The sequence below is a fragment of the Mesorhizobium sp. BR1-1-6 genome, from assembly GCF_020165355.1.
Lineage (GTDB): Bacteria > Pseudomonadota > Alphaproteobacteria > Rhizobiales > Rhizobiaceae > Mesorhizobium.
The window spans coordinates 202,356-218,799 of the sequence record NZ_JAIUHZ010000004.1 but is presented as its reverse complement, the minus strand read 5'-3'; the positions used below and the strand labels follow the sequence as shown (position 1 = coordinate 218,799).

Annotated in this window: 20 protein-coding genes and 1 riboswitch; of the genes, 7 read left to right on the top strand and 13 right to left on the bottom strand. The window is 63.1% G+C overall.

Translation table 11 applies throughout. The features are described from left to right. Positions 1–53: 53 nt before the first annotated feature. The 4 genes from LB545_RS11050 to LB545_RS11035 form a co-directional block, all read right to left on the bottom strand. Positions 54–974 (bottom strand): pirin family protein, encoded by a 921-nt coding sequence (locus LB545_RS11050; protein WP_224705023.1) that lies wholly within the window; start codon positions 972–974, stop codon positions 54–56. Positions 975–1,014: 40 nt separating this feature from the next. Continuing rightward, positions 1,015–1,281 (bottom strand): DUF2277 domain-containing protein, encoded by a 267-nt coding sequence (locus tag LB545_RS11045; RefSeq protein ID WP_010914875.1) that lies wholly within the window; start codon positions 1,279–1,281, stop codon positions 1,015–1,017. 98 nt (positions 1,282–1,379) lie between these two features. Further along, the gene (locus tag LB545_RS11040) at positions 1,380–1,631 is read right to left on the bottom strand and encodes an exodeoxyribonuclease VII small subunit (RefSeq protein ID WP_140498064.1); all 252 of its coding nucleotides are present in this window, start codon (positions 1,629–1,631) and stop codon (positions 1,380–1,382) included. Between the two features lie 3 nt (positions 1,632–1,634). After that, entirely contained in the window at positions 1,635–2,561 is a 927-nt protein-coding gene (locus tag LB545_RS11035) for a histone deacetylase family protein (RefSeq protein WP_140520810.1), read from the bottom strand. 121 nt (positions 2,562–2,682) lie between these two features. After that, positions 2,683–2,863, top strand: a riboswitch (cobalamin riboswitch). A 48-nt stretch (positions 2,864–2,911) separates the two neighbouring features. Here LB545_RS11035 and bluB point away from each other — a divergent pair. Beyond that, positions 2,912–3,664: a 5,6-dimethylbenzimidazole synthase gene (bluB, locus tag LB545_RS11030; protein ID WP_140564264.1), complete on the top strand. Its 753-nt coding sequence runs from the start codon at positions 2,912–2,914 to the stop codon at positions 3,662–3,664. 45 nt (positions 3,665–3,709) lie between these two features. Here bluB and LB545_RS11025 read toward each other — a convergent pair whose 3' ends face one another. Beyond that, positions 3,710–4,315 (bottom strand): TetR/AcrR family transcriptional regulator, encoded by a 606-nt coding sequence (locus LB545_RS11025; RefSeq protein ID WP_140498058.1) that lies wholly within the window; start codon positions 4,313–4,315, stop codon positions 3,710–3,712. Between the two features lie 120 nt (positions 4,316–4,435). Between LB545_RS11025 and LB545_RS11020 the strand changes: the two genes are divergently transcribed. Beyond that, a complete protein-coding gene (locus LB545_RS11020) occupies positions 4,436–5,659 on the top strand; it encodes an MFS transporter (RefSeq protein WP_224705022.1) in 1,224 nt (407 codons plus the stop codon). Between the two features lie 50 nt (positions 5,660–5,709). Here LB545_RS11020 and ribB read toward each other — a convergent pair whose 3' ends face one another. Then, a complete protein-coding gene (gene ribB / locus LB545_RS11015) occupies positions 5,710–6,810 on the bottom strand; it encodes a 3,4-dihydroxy-2-butanone-4-phosphate synthase (protein ID WP_224705020.1) in 1,101 nt (366 codons plus the stop codon). A gap of 125 nt (positions 6,811–6,935) precedes the next feature. Beyond that, complete coding sequence (aroC, locus tag LB545_RS11010; protein WP_224705018.1) at positions 6,936–8,057, bottom strand: chorismate synthase; 1,122 nt, start codon at positions 8,055–8,057, stop codon at positions 6,936–6,938. 182 nt (positions 8,058–8,239) lie between these two features. Here aroC and LB545_RS11005 point away from each other — a divergent pair, with 182 nt between their 5' ends. Then, on the top strand, positions 8,240–8,500 hold the full coding sequence (locus tag LB545_RS11005) for a DUF1344 domain-containing protein (RefSeq protein WP_140498049.1): 261 nt from the start codon (positions 8,240–8,242) through the stop codon (positions 8,498–8,500). 106 nt (positions 8,501–8,606) lie between these two features. Here LB545_RS11005 and LB545_RS11000 read toward each other — a convergent pair whose 3' ends face one another. From LB545_RS11000 to LB545_RS10985, 4 genes are all read right to left on the bottom strand, one after another. Further along, positions 8,607–9,194 carry a histidine phosphatase family protein gene (locus LB545_RS11000; RefSeq protein WP_140559375.1) on the bottom strand — a complete coding sequence of 196 codons (588 nt, stop codon included), beginning with the start codon at positions 9,192–9,194 and terminating at the stop codon, positions 8,607–8,609. A 52-nt stretch (positions 9,195–9,246) separates the two neighbouring features. Continuing rightward, a complete protein-coding gene (gene fabI / locus LB545_RS10995) occupies positions 9,247–10,065 on the bottom strand; it encodes an enoyl-ACP reductase FabI (RefSeq protein ID WP_140498045.1) in 819 nt (272 codons plus the stop codon). A 105-nt stretch (positions 10,066–10,170) separates the two neighbouring features. Next, entirely contained in the window at positions 10,171–11,118 is a 948-nt protein-coding gene (locus LB545_RS10990) for a DnaJ C-terminal domain-containing protein (RefSeq protein WP_140580765.1), read from the bottom strand. A 98-nt stretch (positions 11,119–11,216) separates the two neighbouring features. Continuing rightward, positions 11,217–11,678 (bottom strand): RT0821/Lpp0805 family surface protein, encoded by a 462-nt coding sequence (locus LB545_RS10985; RefSeq protein ID WP_140498041.1) that lies wholly within the window; start codon positions 11,676–11,678, stop codon positions 11,217–11,219. Between the two features lie 40 nt (positions 11,679–11,718). On the opposite strand from LB545_RS10985, the gene pdxH reads away from it, so the two are divergent. After that, the gene (gene pdxH / locus LB545_RS10980; protein ID WP_140498039.1) at positions 11,719–12,336 is read left to right on the top strand and encodes a pyridoxamine 5'-phosphate oxidase; all 618 of its coding nucleotides are present in this window, start codon (positions 11,719–11,721) and stop codon (positions 12,334–12,336) included. A gap of 140 nt (positions 12,337–12,476) precedes the next feature. Here the strand turns inward: pdxH and LB545_RS10975 are convergent, their stop codons facing one another. Both LB545_RS10975 and LB545_RS10970 read right to left on the bottom strand, forming a co-directional pair. Beyond that, positions 12,477–13,226: a crotonase/enoyl-CoA hydratase family protein gene (locus LB545_RS10975; RefSeq protein WP_140649075.1), complete on the bottom strand. Its 750-nt coding sequence runs from the start codon at positions 13,224–13,226 to the stop codon at positions 12,477–12,479. Positions 13,227–13,245: 19 nt separating this feature from the next. After that, positions 13,246–15,015 (bottom strand): acyl-CoA dehydrogenase, encoded by a 1,770-nt coding sequence (locus LB545_RS10970; protein WP_140649073.1) that lies wholly within the window; start codon positions 15,013–15,015, stop codon positions 13,246–13,248. Positions 15,016–15,242: 227 nt separating this feature from the next. Between LB545_RS10970 and LB545_RS10965 the strand changes: the two genes are divergently transcribed. Genes LB545_RS10965 through LB545_RS10955 form a run of 3 tightly spaced genes read left to right on the top strand, consistent with a single transcriptional unit; the run spans position 15,243 to position 16,317 of the window. Continuing rightward, complete coding sequence (locus LB545_RS10965; protein WP_140498033.1) at positions 15,243–15,491, top strand: hypothetical protein; 249 nt, start codon at positions 15,243–15,245, stop codon at positions 15,489–15,491. Positions 15,492–15,529: 38 nt separating this feature from the next. Then, complete coding sequence (locus LB545_RS10960) at positions 15,530–15,817, top strand: DUF1778 domain-containing protein (RefSeq protein WP_224705016.1); 288 nt, start codon at positions 15,530–15,532, stop codon at positions 15,815–15,817. An 8-nt stretch (positions 15,818–15,825) separates the two neighbouring features. Then, on the top strand, positions 15,826–16,317 hold the full coding sequence (locus LB545_RS10955) for a GNAT family N-acetyltransferase (RefSeq protein ID WP_224705014.1): 492 nt from the start codon (positions 15,826–15,828) through the stop codon (positions 16,315–16,317). Positions 16,318–16,444 lie beyond the last annotated feature (127 nt).

Genomic DNA, 16,444 nt, shown 5'->3' with positions numbered 1-16,444 from the left:
GAAAGTAAATGCCTGCCAAATGACGCGAAAGGCACGCCCCGTCGTCGACTTCCTCAGCCTTCCGGCAGTGGAATGAACTCTTCCTCATCGCCGGGAACGATGTCGAAGCGGCCGGTCTTCCATTCTTGCTTGGCCTGTTCGATGCGCTCCTTGGAGGACGAGACAAAATTCCACCAGATGTAGCGCTTCGAGCCCAGCGAGGCACCGCCGAAAAGCATGAAATGGGCACCAGCCTGTGAGGATACGACGATCTCGTCGCCGGGCCGGAACACCAGAAGCCGTTCCGCCGGAAACACGTCGCCGGAAATCGAGACCTCGCCTTCCAGCGTATAGATGGCGCGTTCTTCCGCGTCAGCAGGGATTTTCACGCTGGCGCCGGGCGCCAGCTTGAGGTCGGCGTAGAGCGTCTCGGAATCGGCTCGCACCGGGGAACGCAGCCCCTGGAAATCGCCTATAACGATGCGGCCGCTGACGCCTTCCGCGTCGATGTCGGGAAGCCGCGCGACAGCGGTGTTTTCGAAAACCGGCGCCACTTCCTCCTTGCCGTCCGGCAGCGCCAACCATGTCTGCAGCCCCGAGATCGACATCGGCGCGCCGCGCAGTTCTTCCGGCGTGCGCTCCGAATGGACGATGCCGCGGCCGGCGGTCATCAGGTTCACGTCACCCGGCTCGATCACCATCTCGGTGCCGAGCGAATCGCGATGCCTGATCCTGCCGTCGAACAGGTAGGTGACCGTCGACAGGCCGATATGAGGATGCGGCCGGACGTCGAGCGCCTGACCGGCACGTAGGATGGCCGGGCCCATGCGGTCGAAGAAGATGAAGGGACCGACCAGCCGCCTTTTGGCAGTCGGCAAGGCGCGGCGAACCTGAAAACCGCCAATGTCCTTGGCGTTCGGAATGACCATCAATTCGATCTGGTCGCTGGCAAAGGCATCGCCGGCTTCAGGATCCTTCCCGGGAAAGAAGCTCATGAACTCTCCTTGTCAGCGGCCGATGGCTGCTTTGGCCAGATCAGGCAAAGCGGATCGCCGCCTTCGCCCGCAGCTTGGCCGCAACCTCCTCGCGATTGCGCGGATGCTGGTTGGTTTCAAGCGAATCGAGAAGCTCGCGCGCCGACGCCGCGATGGCCTCGACGGCATGGTCGAATGCGTGCTGGTTCTGCTTCGAAGGCCGCGTCGTTCCGCTCAGCTTGCGAACGAATTGAAGGGCTGCATCGCGCACCTCGTCGTTGGTCGCCGGCGGATCAAAATTGAACAGGGTCTTGATGTTTCTGCACATCGCTTCCGTATCTCCTCTTGTCCTGGAGCCGTTTCAATCGGGACGCGTTCTATCCTCAATCATGATCGTGTCAAAAACCAGAGAGACGGCTGCGTGCCTCAATCCGCGTCCAGCGGCTCCGTCCCGACCGGCTTGCCGTCGCGGGACAGCCTGATCTTCTCCACCTTGTCCTCGGCCGCCTTGAGCAGCCGGTCGCAATGCACCTTCAGCGCCTCGCCGCGCTCGTAGATCCTGATCGACTGGTCGAGCGGCACATCGCCACGCTCCAGATCATCGACGATCTTCTCCAGCGCGTCGAGAGCCTGTTCGAAGCTCATCGCCTTGACGTCTTCGTTGGTTTCACCAGCCATCATTCATCCTTTCATCAGTCGCCCGACATGGGCGGCGACCGAAAATGCCAATCCTTGCAGATCGTAGCCGCCCTCGAGCAGGCTGACGAGCCGGTTGCCGCTGTGGCGCGCCGCGCGCTGCATGAGTTGGCCGGTCGCCCAGTCGAAATCATCCTCGGTCAGGTTGATCTCGGCCAGCGGGTCGCGATGATGCGCATCGAAGCCGGCCGAAATGATGATCAGGTTGGGTGCAAAATTGTCGAGCGAGGGCAGCACGCGCGACAGGAAGGCATCGCGGAACGCCTCGCTGCCGGTCTGCGGCGCAAGCGGCGCGTTGACGATGTTGCCGGCGCCGGTTTCGTTCTTTGCTCCGGTGCCCGGGTAGAGCGGCATCTGGTGCGTCGAGCAATAAAGCACGGACGGATCGTCCCAGAAAATATCCTGCGTGCCGTTGCCGTGATGCACGTCCCAGTCGACGATGGCGACACGTTCGATATCGTGTTTGTGCTGTGCATAACGTGCGGCGATGGCCGCCGTGTTGAACAGGCAGAAGCCCATCGCGGTCGCTTTCTCGGCATGATGGCCGGGCGGCCGGGCGGCGACGAAAACGTTGTCTGCCCTGCCGGCAAAGACGTCGTCGACGGCGGCGTTGGCGGCGCCGATCGCGGTGATCGCCGCCTGCCAGCTCTTCGGGCTGGCCGTTGTGTCGGCATCGATGCGGGCGATGCCCGTCTCGGGAATGGCGGCGCGTACCCGCTCGACGAAATCCTCGGGATGCGCGTAGAGAATGGTGGCCTCGTCGCCTTCCGGCGCCTCGAGGCGGTCGAGCGCGGCAAAAGCCTCGTCGTCGAGCACGCGCTCGATGGCGCGCAAGCGGTCCGGCCGCTCCGGATGGCCGGGCGGCGTGATGTGCTCAAGGAAGATCGGATGGGTGTAGAGACGAGTGGCCATGCCCCCTATCTAGTGCCCCGGCGCGGCGATGGCCATGCGTTGCGGCCTGATGGCTGGGGAAAATCGCGCCTGCGTCCATTCGCGTCGCCGCGGGGATTGGCGGCGCAGGGGCTTCGTCGTAAAGTCCCGGCCACTGCCTGGTGCCCGCCGCGAGCGGGAGAATCGGGAACACGGTTTGATACCGTGGCGTGCCCAACGCTGTAAGGGGGACCGCGCCGGTAAATGCCACTGTCGATGACGGGAAGGCGCCGGATGCGGGTTGATCCCGAGCCAGAAGACCGGCCTGGCAGGCATCGTCATCCGCATGGTCAGGCGGACGGCAGTTGATTGCAATCGCAAGGGGACAAGCGATGCCGGACAATATGACCATCCCCGTGGGTGACGGATTCGACCAGATGGCGCGCGATGCGGTCTACCGCGCCATGTTCACGCGGCGCGATGTTCGCAGCCATTTTACATCAGAGGCCGTCGACGACGAGGTCTTGGCGCGGCTGCTGCTTGCCGCCCATCACGCGCCATCGGTCGGCTTCATGCAGCCATGGAATTTCATCGTCATTCGTGGCACCGAACGACGGGAACAGGTGCGCGACCTGTTCCTCGCGGCGCGCGAGCAGGAATTGCCGGCGATCGAGGAAGAGCGGCGGGCGCTCTACCGCAAGCTCAAGCTGGAAGGCATCTGCGAAAGCGCGCTCAACATCTGTATCACCTGCGACCGCCGACGCTCACAGGGTTCGCCGCTGGGACGCTGGCACAATCCCGAGATGGATCTCTACAGCACGGTCTGCGCGGTGCAGAATTTCTGGCTGGCGGCGCGCGCCGAAGGCGTCGGCGTCGGCTGGGTCAGCATTATCGAGGCGCAGGCGTTGAAAGACCTTCTGTCGATTCCCGGGCATGTGACGCCGGTGGCCTATCTCTGTGTCGGCCGTGTCTCGGAGTTCGCGCCGAAACCGGACCTCGAAACACATGGCTGGGGGCGGCGGCTGCCGCTGCCCGAGCTGATCATGAGCGAGACGTTTTGCGGACAGGGCGAAGTTCCGCTCAAATCAACGATCGCACGCCTCAAGGCGGCAACATGCGAAAAGTCTGACAAACCCTTGATTTGATTGCCGATACGGCATGCGCAGCGCGCTGCCGGCGGCCTGCCGTCGTCAGGCGGCTCCGGCATCCTTCCTCAACAATCCTTCGAGCAGTTGCTTGAATGCCGCCACCACGGTCTTCGACGTCGCTTCCGGGTCGTTCGAATTGGCGATCCGCTGCGCCGCCTGGCTGCTCGCCCCGTTGATCAGCCGTGCCGCGGTCTCGGGGTCTACGCCCGGGACAACCACCCCGTCGCCCTGCAGCGTCGTCAGGTGATCGGTCATCGACGCGACGCAGGCATTGGCGTTCGGCCATTGCGCGGGATCCCCCAGCACGGCCGGACCGTCCCGAAACATGATGCGCTGGATTTCCGGCTCCAGCGCCATTTCGATGTAGCTCGTGCATTCGTCGACGAAGCTTTGCCAGCGGGTCGGTGCTTTCGCTGCAACCTCATTCACCCGTGCCGCCATCTCGGCGTCTATCTCGGCGATAACCGCCTGCAAAAGCCCCTTCTTGTCCCCGAAATGATGATAGAGCGCACCGCGCGTCAGCCCGGCCGATGCGGTGAAATCATCCATCGATGCCTCGGCATAACCGATCGTTCCGAACGCATGCCGGGCCGCGGCAATCAATTTGGCGCGCGTTTCGGCGATCATTTCCCTGCGGGGCTTGTGCATCTCTTCTGGCCTTATCCACATACGTCACGTATGTCAATTGACATACGCGACGTATGATCTATTTAGTATTCATACGCATCGTATGTAATTTCCGAATCGCCTTTTGTCGAGGAACGGACCATGCAGAACCCCTATTCCGAGATCTTTCGAGCCCCTGGCGCCAAGGGCTTTGCCGCTGCAGGCTTCATGGCGCGCCTGCCGATCGCCATGGCGCCGATCGGCATCGTGGCGATGCTGTCGCAGACGCGTGGCGAATACTGGCTGGCGGGTGCCGTCTCGGCGACATTCGCGCTGGCCAACGCTTTCCTGGCGCCGCAGATCTCCAGGCTGGTCGACCGCCTCGGCCAGACATGGATCGTCGTGCCCACCACCATCATCTCCGTGCTGGCATTCCTGCTGCTGATTGCGTCGGCCAATCAGGATTGGCCGGTATGGACAATGTTCGTGTCGGCGCTGCTGGCAGCGGCCATGCCCAGCATGCCGGCAATGGTGCGCGCGCGCTGGACCGAGCTTTTTCGCGGCCGGCCGGAGATGAACACCGCCTTCGCCTTCGAATCGGCGGCCGACGAACTGGTCTATATCGCCGGCGCGTCGCTGTCGGTGGGCCTCAGTGCGGCGCTGTTTCCGGAAGCAGGCATGCTGGCGAGCACGTTGTTTCTCGCTTTGGGCTCGATAGCATTCATCCTGCAGCGATCGACCGAGCCGAAAGTGCGGCCGGTGGACCATGGTTCGACTGGCTCGGCAATCCGCCTGCGGCCGGTACAGATCATCACCTTCACCCTGATCTTCATCGGCGCGACCTTCGCGACGACGGAAGTGAGCACCGTGGCGATCACCAAGGAGTTCGGCCAAGCCGGTGCCGCAAGCCTGGTGATCGGCGTCTATGCGCTGGGATCGTTCGTGTTGGGCATCGTGGTCGGCGCGCTCAACCTCAAGACGCCGCTACAGCGCCAACTGGCCGTGGCGGTCGCCATCATCGCGGTCAGCACGCTTTTGCCGCTCACCGCCGACAGCGTGCCGATTTTGGCGCTGACCGTCTTCATCAGCGGCGTGGCGATCTCGCCGACTTTCATCACGGCATTCGGCCTGATCGAACGGCATGTGCCGGAAGCGATGCTGACCGAGGGCATTACCTGGGTGACAACGGGGATCGGCATCGGCATGGCGCTGGGCTCTTTCGCCGCCGGCGCGGTGGTGGATGCGTTCGGCGCCCAGAACGGGTTCTGGGTCTCGGTGGTCGCGGGCGGCATCGCGCTGGTCACGGTGCTGCTCGGCCAGCGCAGTCTTGCCACTCACAAATGCGAGTTGGATGGGTGTGAAGCGGCCGTCGCTGCCGCGGAATGAACCATGACGCGTCCGGTTCAGCGGGTCGGACGCTATTGCCGCCGTCGAACCTAGAGAATCTCGGTCTTGGCGATGTGGATGCCAAAACCTTCGAGGCCGACATAGTGGCGCTCGCGCGAGGCGATCAAATTGATCGAGGAAATGCCGAGATCCTTCAGGATCTGAGCACCGAGCCCGATCTCGCGCCATTCATTCTCGCGGCGGCGCGCCTCTTCGTGGTCCTCCCGGTCGCCGCTCGCCGGCCGGTTGCGCTCCTGGTGGGCGACACCGACCGAGCCCTCGCGCAGATAGACGATGACGCCGCGCTTGCGCTCGCCCATCGCCTTCATGATGGCGTCCAGCCGGTGGCTGGTGCCGAAGACGTCGGTCACCACGTCCTCGGAGTGCAGACGCACAGGCACCTCTTCCCCATCGCGGATGTCGCCGAAGACGACGGCGACATGATGCATGGAATCCCAGGGCAGCGTGTAGGTGAAGACCTGCGCCTTGCCGCCGAGCGTGTCGATCTCGGAGCATGCCACGCGTTCGACCAGTGTTTCCTTGCGTTGCCGATAGGCGATGAGGTCGGCGACCGAGACCTGCTTGAGGCCGTGCTCCTCGGCAAAAGCTTCGACCTGCGGGCCGCGCTTGACGGTGCCGTCATCATTGACCAGTTCCGAGATCACGCCGATCGGCGGCAGGCCGGCGAGCTTGCACAGATCGACGGCCGCCTCGGTATGGCCCGAACGCATAAGCACGCCGCCTTCGCGCGCGATGAGCGGGAAGATGTGGCCGGGGCGGACGAAATCGGAGGCGCCGACATTGCCGTTGGCGAGATTGCGCACGGTCAGCGTGCGGTCGTCAGCTGAAATGCCAGTCGTGGTGCCGTGCTTGAAATCGACGCTAACCGTGAAGGCGGTGGTGTGCGCCGAATCATTGTCGGCGACCATCGGCGCAAGGTTGAGGCGCTTGGCCTCCTCGCGCGGCATCGGCGTGCAGACGATGCCCGAAGTGTTGCGCACGATGAAGGCCATCTTTTCCGGCGTGCAATGGACGGCGGCGACGATCAGGTCGCCCTCGTTCTCGCGCCCGTCATCATCCATGACGACGACGATCTCGCCGCGCTCGAAGGCCCGGATTGCTTCGACGATCTTCTTCTGGTCGTAAGACATGGAAATGCTCGCTTCGCTCGCAAGGGAGTAGGGGAATAGGGCAGTAAGGGAGTAAGGGAGTAAGGGAAAGGAAAAATTGCTCGTCTCGCGGGCAGCTTAACAGACTGCCCTACTGCCCTACTGCCCTACTGCCTTACTGCCCTACTGCCTTCCTTGCCTGTCTGTCCTCGGTGCCGCAGATAATGGTCGGCGATTGCGCAGGCAACCATCGCCTCGCCGATCGGTACGGCGCGAATGCCCACACACGGATCATGGCGACCCTTGGTCATCACTTCGACGTCGTTGCCGTCCTTGTCGATCGACTTCCGGGGCGTCAGGATTGAAGACGTCGGCTTGACGGCGAAGCGGGCGATGATCGCCTGGCCGGTCGAGATGCCGCCAAGGATGCCGCCGGCATTGTTGGACAGGAACACCGGCTGGCCGTCATTGCCGATGCGCATCTCGTCGGCATTCTGTTCGCCGGTGATGCGGGCGGCCTCGAAGCCGTTGCCGATCTCGACGCCCTTGACGGCGTTGATCGACATCAGGCCTGACGCGATATCCTGGTCGAGCTTTGCGTAGATCGGCGCGCCGAGGCCGGCCGGAACGCCGTCGGCGACGATCTCGATCACGGCGCCGACGGAGGAACCCGCCTTGCGGATGCCGTCGAGATAGCTCGTGAAAACGGGAACGGACGCCGGATCCGGCGTGAAGAACGGATTGTCCGCGTCGCCAATGAAATTCCAGTTCCAGTTGGCGCGGTCGATCGACTTCTCGCCCATCGATACCAGTGCACCGCGCACCACCATGCCCGGCACGACCTTGCGGGCGAGGGCTCCGGCGGCGACCCGAGCCGCGGTCTCGCGCGCCGAGGATCGGCCGCCGCCGCGATAGTCGCGCACGCCGTATTTGACGTCATAGGTGTAGTCCGCATGGCCCGGCCTGTACTGGCGGGCGATCTCTCCATAGTCCTTCGAGCGCTGGTCGACATTCTCGATCAGCATGGAGATCGGCGTACCTGTCGTGATCATCGTCTCGCCGTCATCGTCAAGGATGAAGCCCGACAGCACCTTCACTTCGTCAGGCTCACGGCGCTGCGTGACGAAGCGCGACTGGCCGGGCCGGCGCTTGTCGAGTTCGGCCTGGATTTCGTCACGCGTGAAGCGGATGCCGGGTGGGCAGCCGTCGACCACGCAGCCCAATGCGGCCCCATGGCTTTCGCCCCAGGTGGTGACGCGGAAAAGATGGCCGAACGTGTTGTGAGACATCGCAAAGTGCCTTGCCCGGCATCGGAGCCGACTGAAGCCTGCCTTCTATTGGCGTTTTCCACAGGGGTCAAACCGTGATCTTCGGATTTAGTTTTGACACATTCGATTGGTTTCTGCTCTGCTCCATTCGCCGTTGAGGATCCGCCGCTACCCATGCCGGCGCAATACCAAAGAGGACGATGATGCGTACCCTGATTGGCGCTGTTGCCGCCACATTCCTGCTTTGCACCGCCGCTTTCGCCGGGCAGACCGAAGGCCTGATCAAGAAGATCGACAAGGACGCGCTGACCCTGACGCTGGACGACGGCAAATCCTACAAGCTGAACGCGGAAACCGATCTCGACGCGCTGAAGCCCGGCATGGACATCGTCATCGCCTATGACGTGACCAATGGCGAAAACGTGGTCACCGATATGCAGTTGCCTGACAGCGACTCCGACTAGGCTTCCAATGCAAATCGGCTGTTCGGCGTTTGTTGAGCCGTTACAGCCGTTTTATGCACCCCGCAACCGGCAGCCAGCATGAGCCTTCCTGGATCGTGCCGGGTCCCTACAGCCACCCCAGGCTGTCGCCTTCCAGCTTGAGCACGCGGTCCTGCGGTATCGCCAGCTTCGCCGCATCGTTCTCGGCCATGTCAAGCACGAAGCGAAACAAGGTGCGCATGACGCCGCCATGCGTCACGCAGACTGTCTGGCGCTCGAGCGCGTCGAACCACGGCTTTACCCGTTCGAGCAGCATCTGGTAGCTCTCGGCATCTTTGCCCGGCGGCTGAAAGTTCCATTTGTCCAGCGCACGCGTCCTGCTCGCACCCGGAAATTGCGTCTCCAGCTCGGCAAAGGTGAAACCCTGCCAATCGCCGAAATTCACTTCAACAAGGCGGGGGTCGGTCCCATAGGCAGCCGGGTCGAGCTTCATGGCGGCGCGAATGCGCTCCATGGTCTCGCGCGTGCGCCGCATCGGGCTGGCGACGAAATCGAACTCTGCGGGATTGGAGATCAGGTCAGCCAGCCGATGCCCGTTTGCGCTCGCCTGCTCGCGGCCGAGCGCGTTGATGTCGGTATCGGCCTGCCCCTGAAGCCGGAATTCGGCATTCCACGCGGTCTGGCCGTGGCGCACGATATAAACCAGCGGGTACATCAGGTCTTCCGGAGGTCGGGCCAGGGCCTGGGCGGAGGATAGGCGGAGGGAGTTAATCCTTGACCGTCGAAATGTCGGGTGCGTCAACCGCCTTCATGCCGACGACGTGATAGCCGGAATCGACATGATGCACTTCGCCGGTGACGCCGCGCGACAGGTCGGACAGGAAATAGACGCCGGAATCGCCGACCTCTTCCTGGGTGACCGTCTGCTTCAGCGGCGAATTGTATTCGTTCCACTTCAGGATGTAGCGGAAGTCACCGATGCCGGAAGCGGCCAGCGTCTTGATCGGGCCCGCCGAGATCGCGTTGACGCGGATCTTCTTGGCCCCGAGATCGACGGCGAGGTAGCGCACGCTGGCCTCGAGTGCGGCCTTGGCGACGCCCATGACGTTGTAATGCGGCATCACCTTTTCGGCGCCGTAATAGGTCAGCGTCAAAAGCGAACCGCCATCGGTCATCAGCGCCTCGGCGCGCTTCGCGATGGTGGTGAAGGAATAGACCGAAATGTCCATCGTGCGCAGGAAATTATCGCGCGTCGTCTCGACATAGCGGCCGGTCAGTTCGTCCTTGTCGGAAAAAGCGATGGCATGGACGAGGAAGTCGAGCTTGCCCCAATGATTGGCGACATTGGCGAAAACCTCGTCGAGGCTCGCCGGATCGGTCACATCGCAATGGCCGGCGACAAAGGCGCCGAGTTCCGCAGCCAGTGGCTCGACCCGCTTCTTGAACGCTTCACCCTGATAGGTCAGCGCGATCTCGGCGCCGTGGTCGACGCATGCCTTGGCGATGCCGTAGGCGATCGACCTGTTGTTGGCGACGCCGAGGATCAGGCCGCGTTTGCCGGCCATCAGGCCCTGTCCACCCGCCATATGCGTGCTCTCCGCAAGATTTCTTATTTGTGGAGAGCCCTATCGCACAGGCACAGAGCCCCTTCAAGCGCTCAAACGGGACAGTTCGGGGACAAGAGCCGCCAATCAGCCTTTTTGGCTGCGCAACAGCCCTTCGAGCGCGCTGTCGCCGCCTTCTGGCAGCATGATGCGCACATGGGCGTAGAGATCACCGTGGCCGCCGGCCTTTTCCGGCAGGCCCCTGCCCTTCAGGCGCAGGACCTTGTCCGAGCTCGACCAGGCGGGAACGTTGACCGCGAGCTTGCCGGTCGGCGTTTCTACGGCCACCTTGGCGCCAAGCACGGCATCGGCCAGCCCCACCGGCAAATCGGCATGCAGGTCGCGGCCCTCCAGGCGGTAGCGCGGATGCCGGCGGAAGCGGATCTTGACCAACGCGTCGCCGGGCTGGCCCGGCCCTTGCTCGCCCTGCCCCTTCAGCCGGATGGTCTGCCCGTCCTCGACATAGGCCGGCAGCTTGACCGCCACCTTGCGGCCGTCAGGGAACATCGCCGTGACCTTTTCAGCGTTCGCCGCTTCCTCGATGGTGATGTCGAGCGTGACATTCAGGTCGGCGGCGGTTGCCGGCTGGCGGCGGTCACCCATTCCTGCCCCGCTTTGGCCGGGGCCGCGCGAGCCGGAGAAGACGTCGCCAAAAATCTGGCTGAAGATATCGCTGTTGCCGTCGAACGGATCGCCGCCCGGGCGTCCGGAGCGGAACTCGAATCGCGAACCGCCGGCTCCCTGCTGCTGGCGGCGAAAACCGGCGAAGGGGTCACCGCCACCGGGGGCGCCCTCGAAGCCCTGGAAACGCGGCTTGCCGTCGGCGTCGATCTCGCCCCGATCGAAAGCGGCGCGGGTCTTCTCGTCCCCGACGATCTCATAGGCCTGATTGGCCGCGGCAAAACGGTCCTTCGCCTTGGGATCATTCGGATTCTGGTCCGGATGATGCTTCTTGGCGAGTTTGCGGTACGCCGATTTTATGTCCTTGGCCGATGCGTTCTTTGCAACGCCCAGCACCTCATAGGGGTCGCGCATGCTTCCTGCCCTGGAGAAAGAGTGAGTCCATAGTCGCCTCTTATATGCGCTCGCATAGGAAGAAATTCCAGTGCTGGACGTTATTCAAAGGTGGAAGCTCAAAGCGCCCTGAAGTCCTGCATGCGCCAGCCGCCGGCGCTGGCTAGGCAAAGTTCGCCCGCGAACATGGCAACGCCGTCAAAGCTTTCGCGCGAAGCCTTGAAGCGGCGGCAGGTCTGACCCCCGTCCTTCAATTCCGCCAGTTCGGTGATGGAGCCGCGCGAACCCGTACCGGCATTGGCCCACGGCACGGCTTGACCGCCGAGCTGCTCGATGTCGGCGGAGGACACCGCGTTGCCGATCGTCGTCTGGTCGGAATCGCGGTCCGAATCGGCCGACGCGGCTGGAGCCGAAATGCTGCCGGTCAGGATCGAGCGATCGACCTCGGCTTTTTGCAGGCTGAAGCCGCCCGCGCCACATGCGGCAAGCGGCAAGGCAATCATCACGATCGCGGCTTTGGCGCTGGCTGAAGCAAATAGGCTGCCTTGCCTGCTGTCAAAAGCTTGCGCGATACGCGACAATCGGCAACCTCCCCTGTTTGATGAAAATTTGAGAAAAACTATGAGTGAGACTGAGTTAACAAGCGGTGACTTTACCGAGGCCGCCGAGCCGTTTCGCCTTTTTGCCGCATGGCTGGACGACGCCACCAAAAGCGAAATGAACGACCCCAACGGCGTGGCGTTGGCAACCGTCGATGCCGAGGGCATGCCGGATGTGCGGATGGTGCTGCTCAAGGGCTTCGATGAGAGCGGCTTTGTGTTCTACACGAATTTCGAAAGCGCCAAGGGCCGGGAGATCCTAGGCAGCATGAAGGCGGCGATGTGCTTCCACTGGAAATCGCTGCGCCGCCAGGTGCGCGTGCGCGGGCCGGTGGAGATCGTCAGCGATGCCGAGGCCGACGCCTATTACGCGACACGGCCGCGCGGCAGCCGCATCGGCGCCTGGGCCTCGAAACAGTCGCGGCCGCTGGAAAGCCGGTTCGCGCTGGAAAAGGCGGTGGCCGAATACACGGCCCGCTACGCCATCGGCGAGATTCCGCGCCCAAAACACTGGTCGGGTTTCCGCATCGTGCCGAAGACGATCGAGTTCTGGCACGACAGGCCGTTTCGGCTGCATGACCGCGTGGTGTTTTCGCGCAATGCCGGGGGCGGTTGGGAGAAGACGCGGCTTTATCCCTGAGTTTGTAAACTAGCGCCGACATCCTCACTGCGCCTAGCCCGGGCTGGCCAGTGGCGACCGAGGCACGCGGGATAGGTCGGCGCTCCACCCCACCCGACCCTGCGGGCCGACCTCCCCATCTAAGGGAGGCGGGGGCCGAACTATTTTTTTCTGGTCATGAATGCCGTCAGTGCAGCGCGGGCTTCGTCCGATCTCAGCCGCTCGCGAAAATGCTCGCTTTCCACGTTGATGCGGGCGACGAGGTCCTCGCGAGAGCCGCGCATCAGGTCGCGCGCGATCCTGAGCGCCTGCGGCGGCTTGGCGGCGATCTGGCCGGCGGCCGCCAGAACCGACGCCTCCAGCGCTCCTTCCTCGACAACTTCGTAGATCAGGCCAGCGGCCTTGGCGCGTTCGGCCGAGAAGCCTTCGCCAAGGCCGAGCAGCGCGAACGCGCCCTGCTGGCCCAGGATGCGCGGCGCCAGCAGGCTCGATCCCGCTTCGGGCACAAGGCCGAGGTCGACGAAGGGTGTCCTGAACACGGTGCGCGGCGTGGCGAAGGTCAGGTCGCAGTGCAAATTGAGCGTGGTGCCGATGCCGACCGCGATGCCGTCGACACCGGAGACGATGGGTTTTGCGACCCTGGCCAGCGCCATCAGGAAATCCCAGACTTCCGTGCCGCCTTCGCCGCCAGTGGCGACGACCATGAAATCGGCGAGGTCGTTGCCGGAGGAGAAGGCACCGGGCACGCCGAGAAAGACATGGACGCGAATTGCCGGATCCGCATCCCCTTCGGCCAAGGTTTGCGACATCTTGGCGTACATGGCGCGCGTCAGCGCGTTCTTCTTGTCCGGGCGGTTTATGCGGATGATCTGGATGGCGCCCTGGCGCTCGACGAGGATATGGTCTGTCACGGTTCTTTCCTTGTGAACGTCAGGCGGAAATCAATGTCTTGCCGGCAGCGGCGAGGCTTGCGGCGCCGTCGACAACGCGCTCCTTCAAGGCACTTGTCTCGCCGAGCAGGTTTTCGGCGAAAAAGCGGCAAAGGGCGACGCGGCCGTGATCGGCAACGGCGCCCCGCGCCAAGTAGGCGCCGCCGGCTGCAAGCGAGACCAGCCGGAGATAGGGTGTCGCGCCGGCAAGCGCCTCGTCCGTCCGGCCATCGGCCGACAGTTTTTGCAGGAAACGTGTCGCTTGCGTCAGATCGTCGAGCCCGCGGTCGAGAGCATCGGCCGTATGGCCAAACCCTTCGAGATTCGATGTCCGCACGGCGCTGGCGACAGCGGCAAGCTCGGCGATGAAGCCGTGCACATGCTCGCCGCCGCCCAGCGGCAGTTTTCGGGTCACCAGATCGATCGCCTGGATGCCGTTGGTGCCCTCGTAAATCGGCGCGATGCGGGCGTCGCGATAGAGTGCCGCAGCCCCCGTCTCCTCGATGAAACCCATGCCGCCATGGACCTGGACGCCAAGCGAGGCGACCTCGACGCCGATATCGGTGGAAAAAGCCTTGGCAAGCGGCGTCAACAGGTTGGCCCGGTCGCGCCAATGCGCCGCCTGGTCACCAGACGATACGCGCGCCAGGTCGATGGCATGGGCACAGGAATAGCTGATCGCCCGCGCGATCTGCGTCAGCGCCTTCATGGTCAGGAGATTGCGCTGCACGTCGGGGTGATGGACGATCGGCGCCATGCCGGCGCCGGCGTAATCCGCCGCCTTGCCCTGGCGGCGCTCATTGGCATAGGCGATCGCCTTCTGGGTCGCGGCTTCCGCGACCGCCACGCCCTGCATCCCGACGGCGAGGCGGGCATTGTTCATCATGGTGAACATGCAGGCCAGCCCCTTGTTCTCCTCGCCGATCAGCCATCCGATGGCGCCGGGCTTGGCGCCCTGAAAACCGTCGCCATAGATCATGGTGCAGGTCGGCGAGGCATGGATGCCGAGCTTGTGCTCGAGGCCCGAACAGAAGACGTCGTTGCGTGCGCCAGGCGAGCCGTCCGCGCCGACCAGGAATTTCGGCACCAGGAAGAGCGAAATGCCGCGCGTGCCCGCAGGCGCGTCAGGCAGCCGCGCCAGTACCAGATGGACGATATTGTCGGTGAGATCATGCTCGCCATAGGTGATGAATATCTTCTGGCCGAAGATGCGGTAGGTGCCGTCGCGGGCCGGTTCGGCGCGCGTGCGCAAGGCAGCGAGGTCCGAGCCGGCCTGCGGCTCAGTCAGGTTCATCGTGCCCATCCACTCGCCGGAGACGAGCTTCGCGAGATACTTGGCCTTGAGCTCTTCCGAAGCGTGCTTGTCGAGCGCCTCGACCGCACCCATGGTCAGCGTCGGGCCAATGCCGAAGGCCATGGCGGCGGAATTCCACATTTCGAGCGCGGCGACGCCGAGCATGGTCGGAAGCGCCTGCCCGCCATATCCTTCCGGGCCGGAGAGCGCGTTCCAGCCGCCGTCGATCCAGCGGCGATAAAGTTCCTTCCAGCCCGGCGGCATGGTCACTGCCGCGTCCTTCAGCACCGCGCCGTGCTCGTCGCCGATCTTGTAGAGCGGCGCGACCTCTTCGGTGGCGAAGCGGCCGGCCTCGCTAAGAACGGCGTCGACGAGATCCTCGCCGAGATCGCCGAACGTGCCGTCATCGAGGGCAGGCTTCAGGCCGGCCACATGCTTGAGGGTGAACGCGATGTCCTCGACCGGTGCCAGATACATGCCGCTCGCTCCTCCTGATGCATCGGCCAGGCTGATCCTAGGACCTGAGTGGGACCTGCTTGCCACACACCGTATTCGCCTTTGGGCGATCGCCCATCTTCTTTTTACGTAAACGTCAAATTTTGTCACGCTGATTTTGCAATCGCGCCGGCTCGTATTAAATGCGATGGACGCCCGGTCAAAATCGACCGGCAACAGACCAGAACCAGCCGACTGGAAACCAACTCATGCTTGCCAGACCTGACGCCTACCGTTGTATCGAGTGCGGCCTGCCCTACCGGGCGGCGGGGTTCTCATACTATCACGGTGAATTGGAAAACGGCGCCGCCTATTGGTCGGATCGCGGTATATTGTGCTCGCCGAAATGCTCGCTCGCCCATCATCGCAAACGCGCGGCCGAAGGCACGTTGCCGCAACAGCCCGCGCCGGATCCGTTTGAAGTTCAGCCATTCGGCCGCGCTGACCGTCGCACTTGATATGTATTCCCGTACATACCGTGCTAGAGGTGATCGAAATGACAAACCAACTGACCCGTACCTCCCGTCTCGAAGCTCGGATATCCCCGGATATGCTGAGTGTGGTGAAACGTGCCGCCGAAATCCAGGGCCGCAGCGTCAGCGACTTCGTGGTCTCCGCAGCGCAGGAAGCTGCACAACGCACCATTGAGGAGATCGCTATCATCCGCCTGTCCATCGAGGATCAGCTCGCTCTGGTAGAGGCCATTCTCAATCCGCCCGAACCTAATGAAGCGCTGCGCAAAGCCGTCGACGCCTACAAGCGAGTTGTCGTCGAATCCCGGTGAGTCTAGGCTTGATCATCGAGCCGCTGGGCGGATCGTATGATCGTAAGGCATTCAGCTGTGGCGTGCTGGCACTCGGCCAATATCTACACGAGTTGGCAAGCCAGGACGTCAAACGCCGAGTTAGCAACTGCTTTGTCGCCGCGGACCGTGATGTCGATCTCATTGCCGGATACTACACTCTTGCAGCGTCAAGTGTGCCCATCACTTCTCTGCCGGAAGACCTGACAAGACGCCTACCGCGTTACCCGGTCCTGCCCGCCATATTGATCGGAAGGTTGGCAGTCGATACCCGATATCAGGGACAAAGAGTAGGATCGATACTGATCGTGGATGCACTTCGGCGCTGCGCCCAAGCTGCTCCTGCTTCCTTCGCACTGATCGTCGACGCAAAGGACGACATGGCCGCCGCCTTCTATTGCAAATATGGTTTCAGGCCATTTCAAGACCGGCGGTTGTCGCTGTTCCTATCAGTAGCGACGGCATTGAAGCTGTTCGGCTGACGGACCGCATTGCCTTGAAAGCGAATCCTTAACCATAGCGGTCCAGGATTTGCCTTTGATCAACGGGGATTCCTGTTTGAAGAGAACGGCGCATCTTCTTCGCCGCCCAGCGATCGCTCTCGCGGCG

Excerpts from the sequence above, each read along its gene's own strand:
- LB545_RS10965 (WP_140498033.1), top strand. The coding sequence starts at position 15,243 with ATGCTTGCCAGACCTGACGCCTACCGTTGTATCGAGTGCGGCCTGCCC.
- LB545_RS11045 (WP_010914875.1), bottom strand. The coding sequence starts at position 1,281 with ATGTGCAGAAACATCAAGACCCTGTTCAATTTTGATCCGCCGGCGACC.
- LB545_RS11050 (WP_224705023.1), bottom strand. The coding sequence starts at position 974 with ATGAGCTTCTTTCCCGGGAAGGATCCTGAAGCCGGCGATGCCTTTGCC.
- LB545_RS11005 (WP_140498049.1), top strand. The coding sequence starts at position 8,240 with ATGCGTACCCTGATTGGCGCTGTTGCCGCCACATTCCTGCTTTGCACC.
- bluB (WP_140564264.1), top strand. The coding sequence starts at position 2,912 with ATGCCGGACAATATGACCATCCCCGTGGGTGACGGATTCGACCAGATG.
- fabI (WP_140498045.1), bottom strand. The coding sequence starts at position 10,065 with ATGGCGGGTGGACAGGGCCTGATGGCCGGCAAACGCGGCCTGATCCTC.
- ribB (WP_224705020.1), bottom strand. The coding sequence starts at position 6,810 with ATGTCTTACGACCAGAAGAAGATCGTCGAAGCAATCCGGGCCTTCGAG.
- LB545_RS11020 (WP_224705022.1), top strand. The coding sequence starts at position 4,436 with ATGCAGAACCCCTATTCCGAGATCTTTCGAGCCCCTGGCGCCAAGGGC.
- LB545_RS11040 (WP_140498064.1), bottom strand. The coding sequence starts at position 1,631 with ATGGCTGGTGAAACCAACGAAGACGTCAAGGCGATGAGCTTCGAACAG.
- LB545_RS10970 (WP_140649073.1), bottom strand. The coding sequence starts at position 15,015 with ATGTATCTGGCACCGGTCGAGGACATCGCGTTCACCCTCAAGCATGTG.
- LB545_RS10990 (WP_140580765.1), bottom strand. The coding sequence starts at position 11,118 with ATGCGCGACCCCTATGAGGTGCTGGGCGTTGCAAAGAACGCATCGGCC.
- LB545_RS10960 (WP_224705016.1), top strand. The coding sequence starts at position 15,530 with ATGACAAACCAACTGACCCGTACCTCCCGTCTCGAAGCTCGGATATCC.
- LB545_RS11000 (WP_140559375.1), bottom strand. The coding sequence starts at position 9,194 with ATGTACCCGCTGGTTTATATCGTGCGCCACGGCCAGACCGCGTGGAAT.
- pdxH (WP_140498039.1), top strand. The coding sequence starts at position 11,719 with ATGAGTGAGACTGAGTTAACAAGCGGTGACTTTACCGAGGCCGCCGAG.
- LB545_RS11035 (WP_140520810.1), bottom strand. The coding sequence starts at position 2,561 with ATGGCCACTCGTCTCTACACCCATCCGATCTTCCTTGAGCACATCACG.
- LB545_RS11025 (WP_140498058.1), bottom strand. The coding sequence starts at position 4,315 with ATGCACAAGCCCCGCAGGGAAATGATCGCCGAAACGCGCGCCAAATTG.
- aroC (WP_224705018.1), bottom strand. The coding sequence starts at position 8,057 with ATGTCTCACAACACGTTCGGCCATCTTTTCCGCGTCACCACCTGGGGC.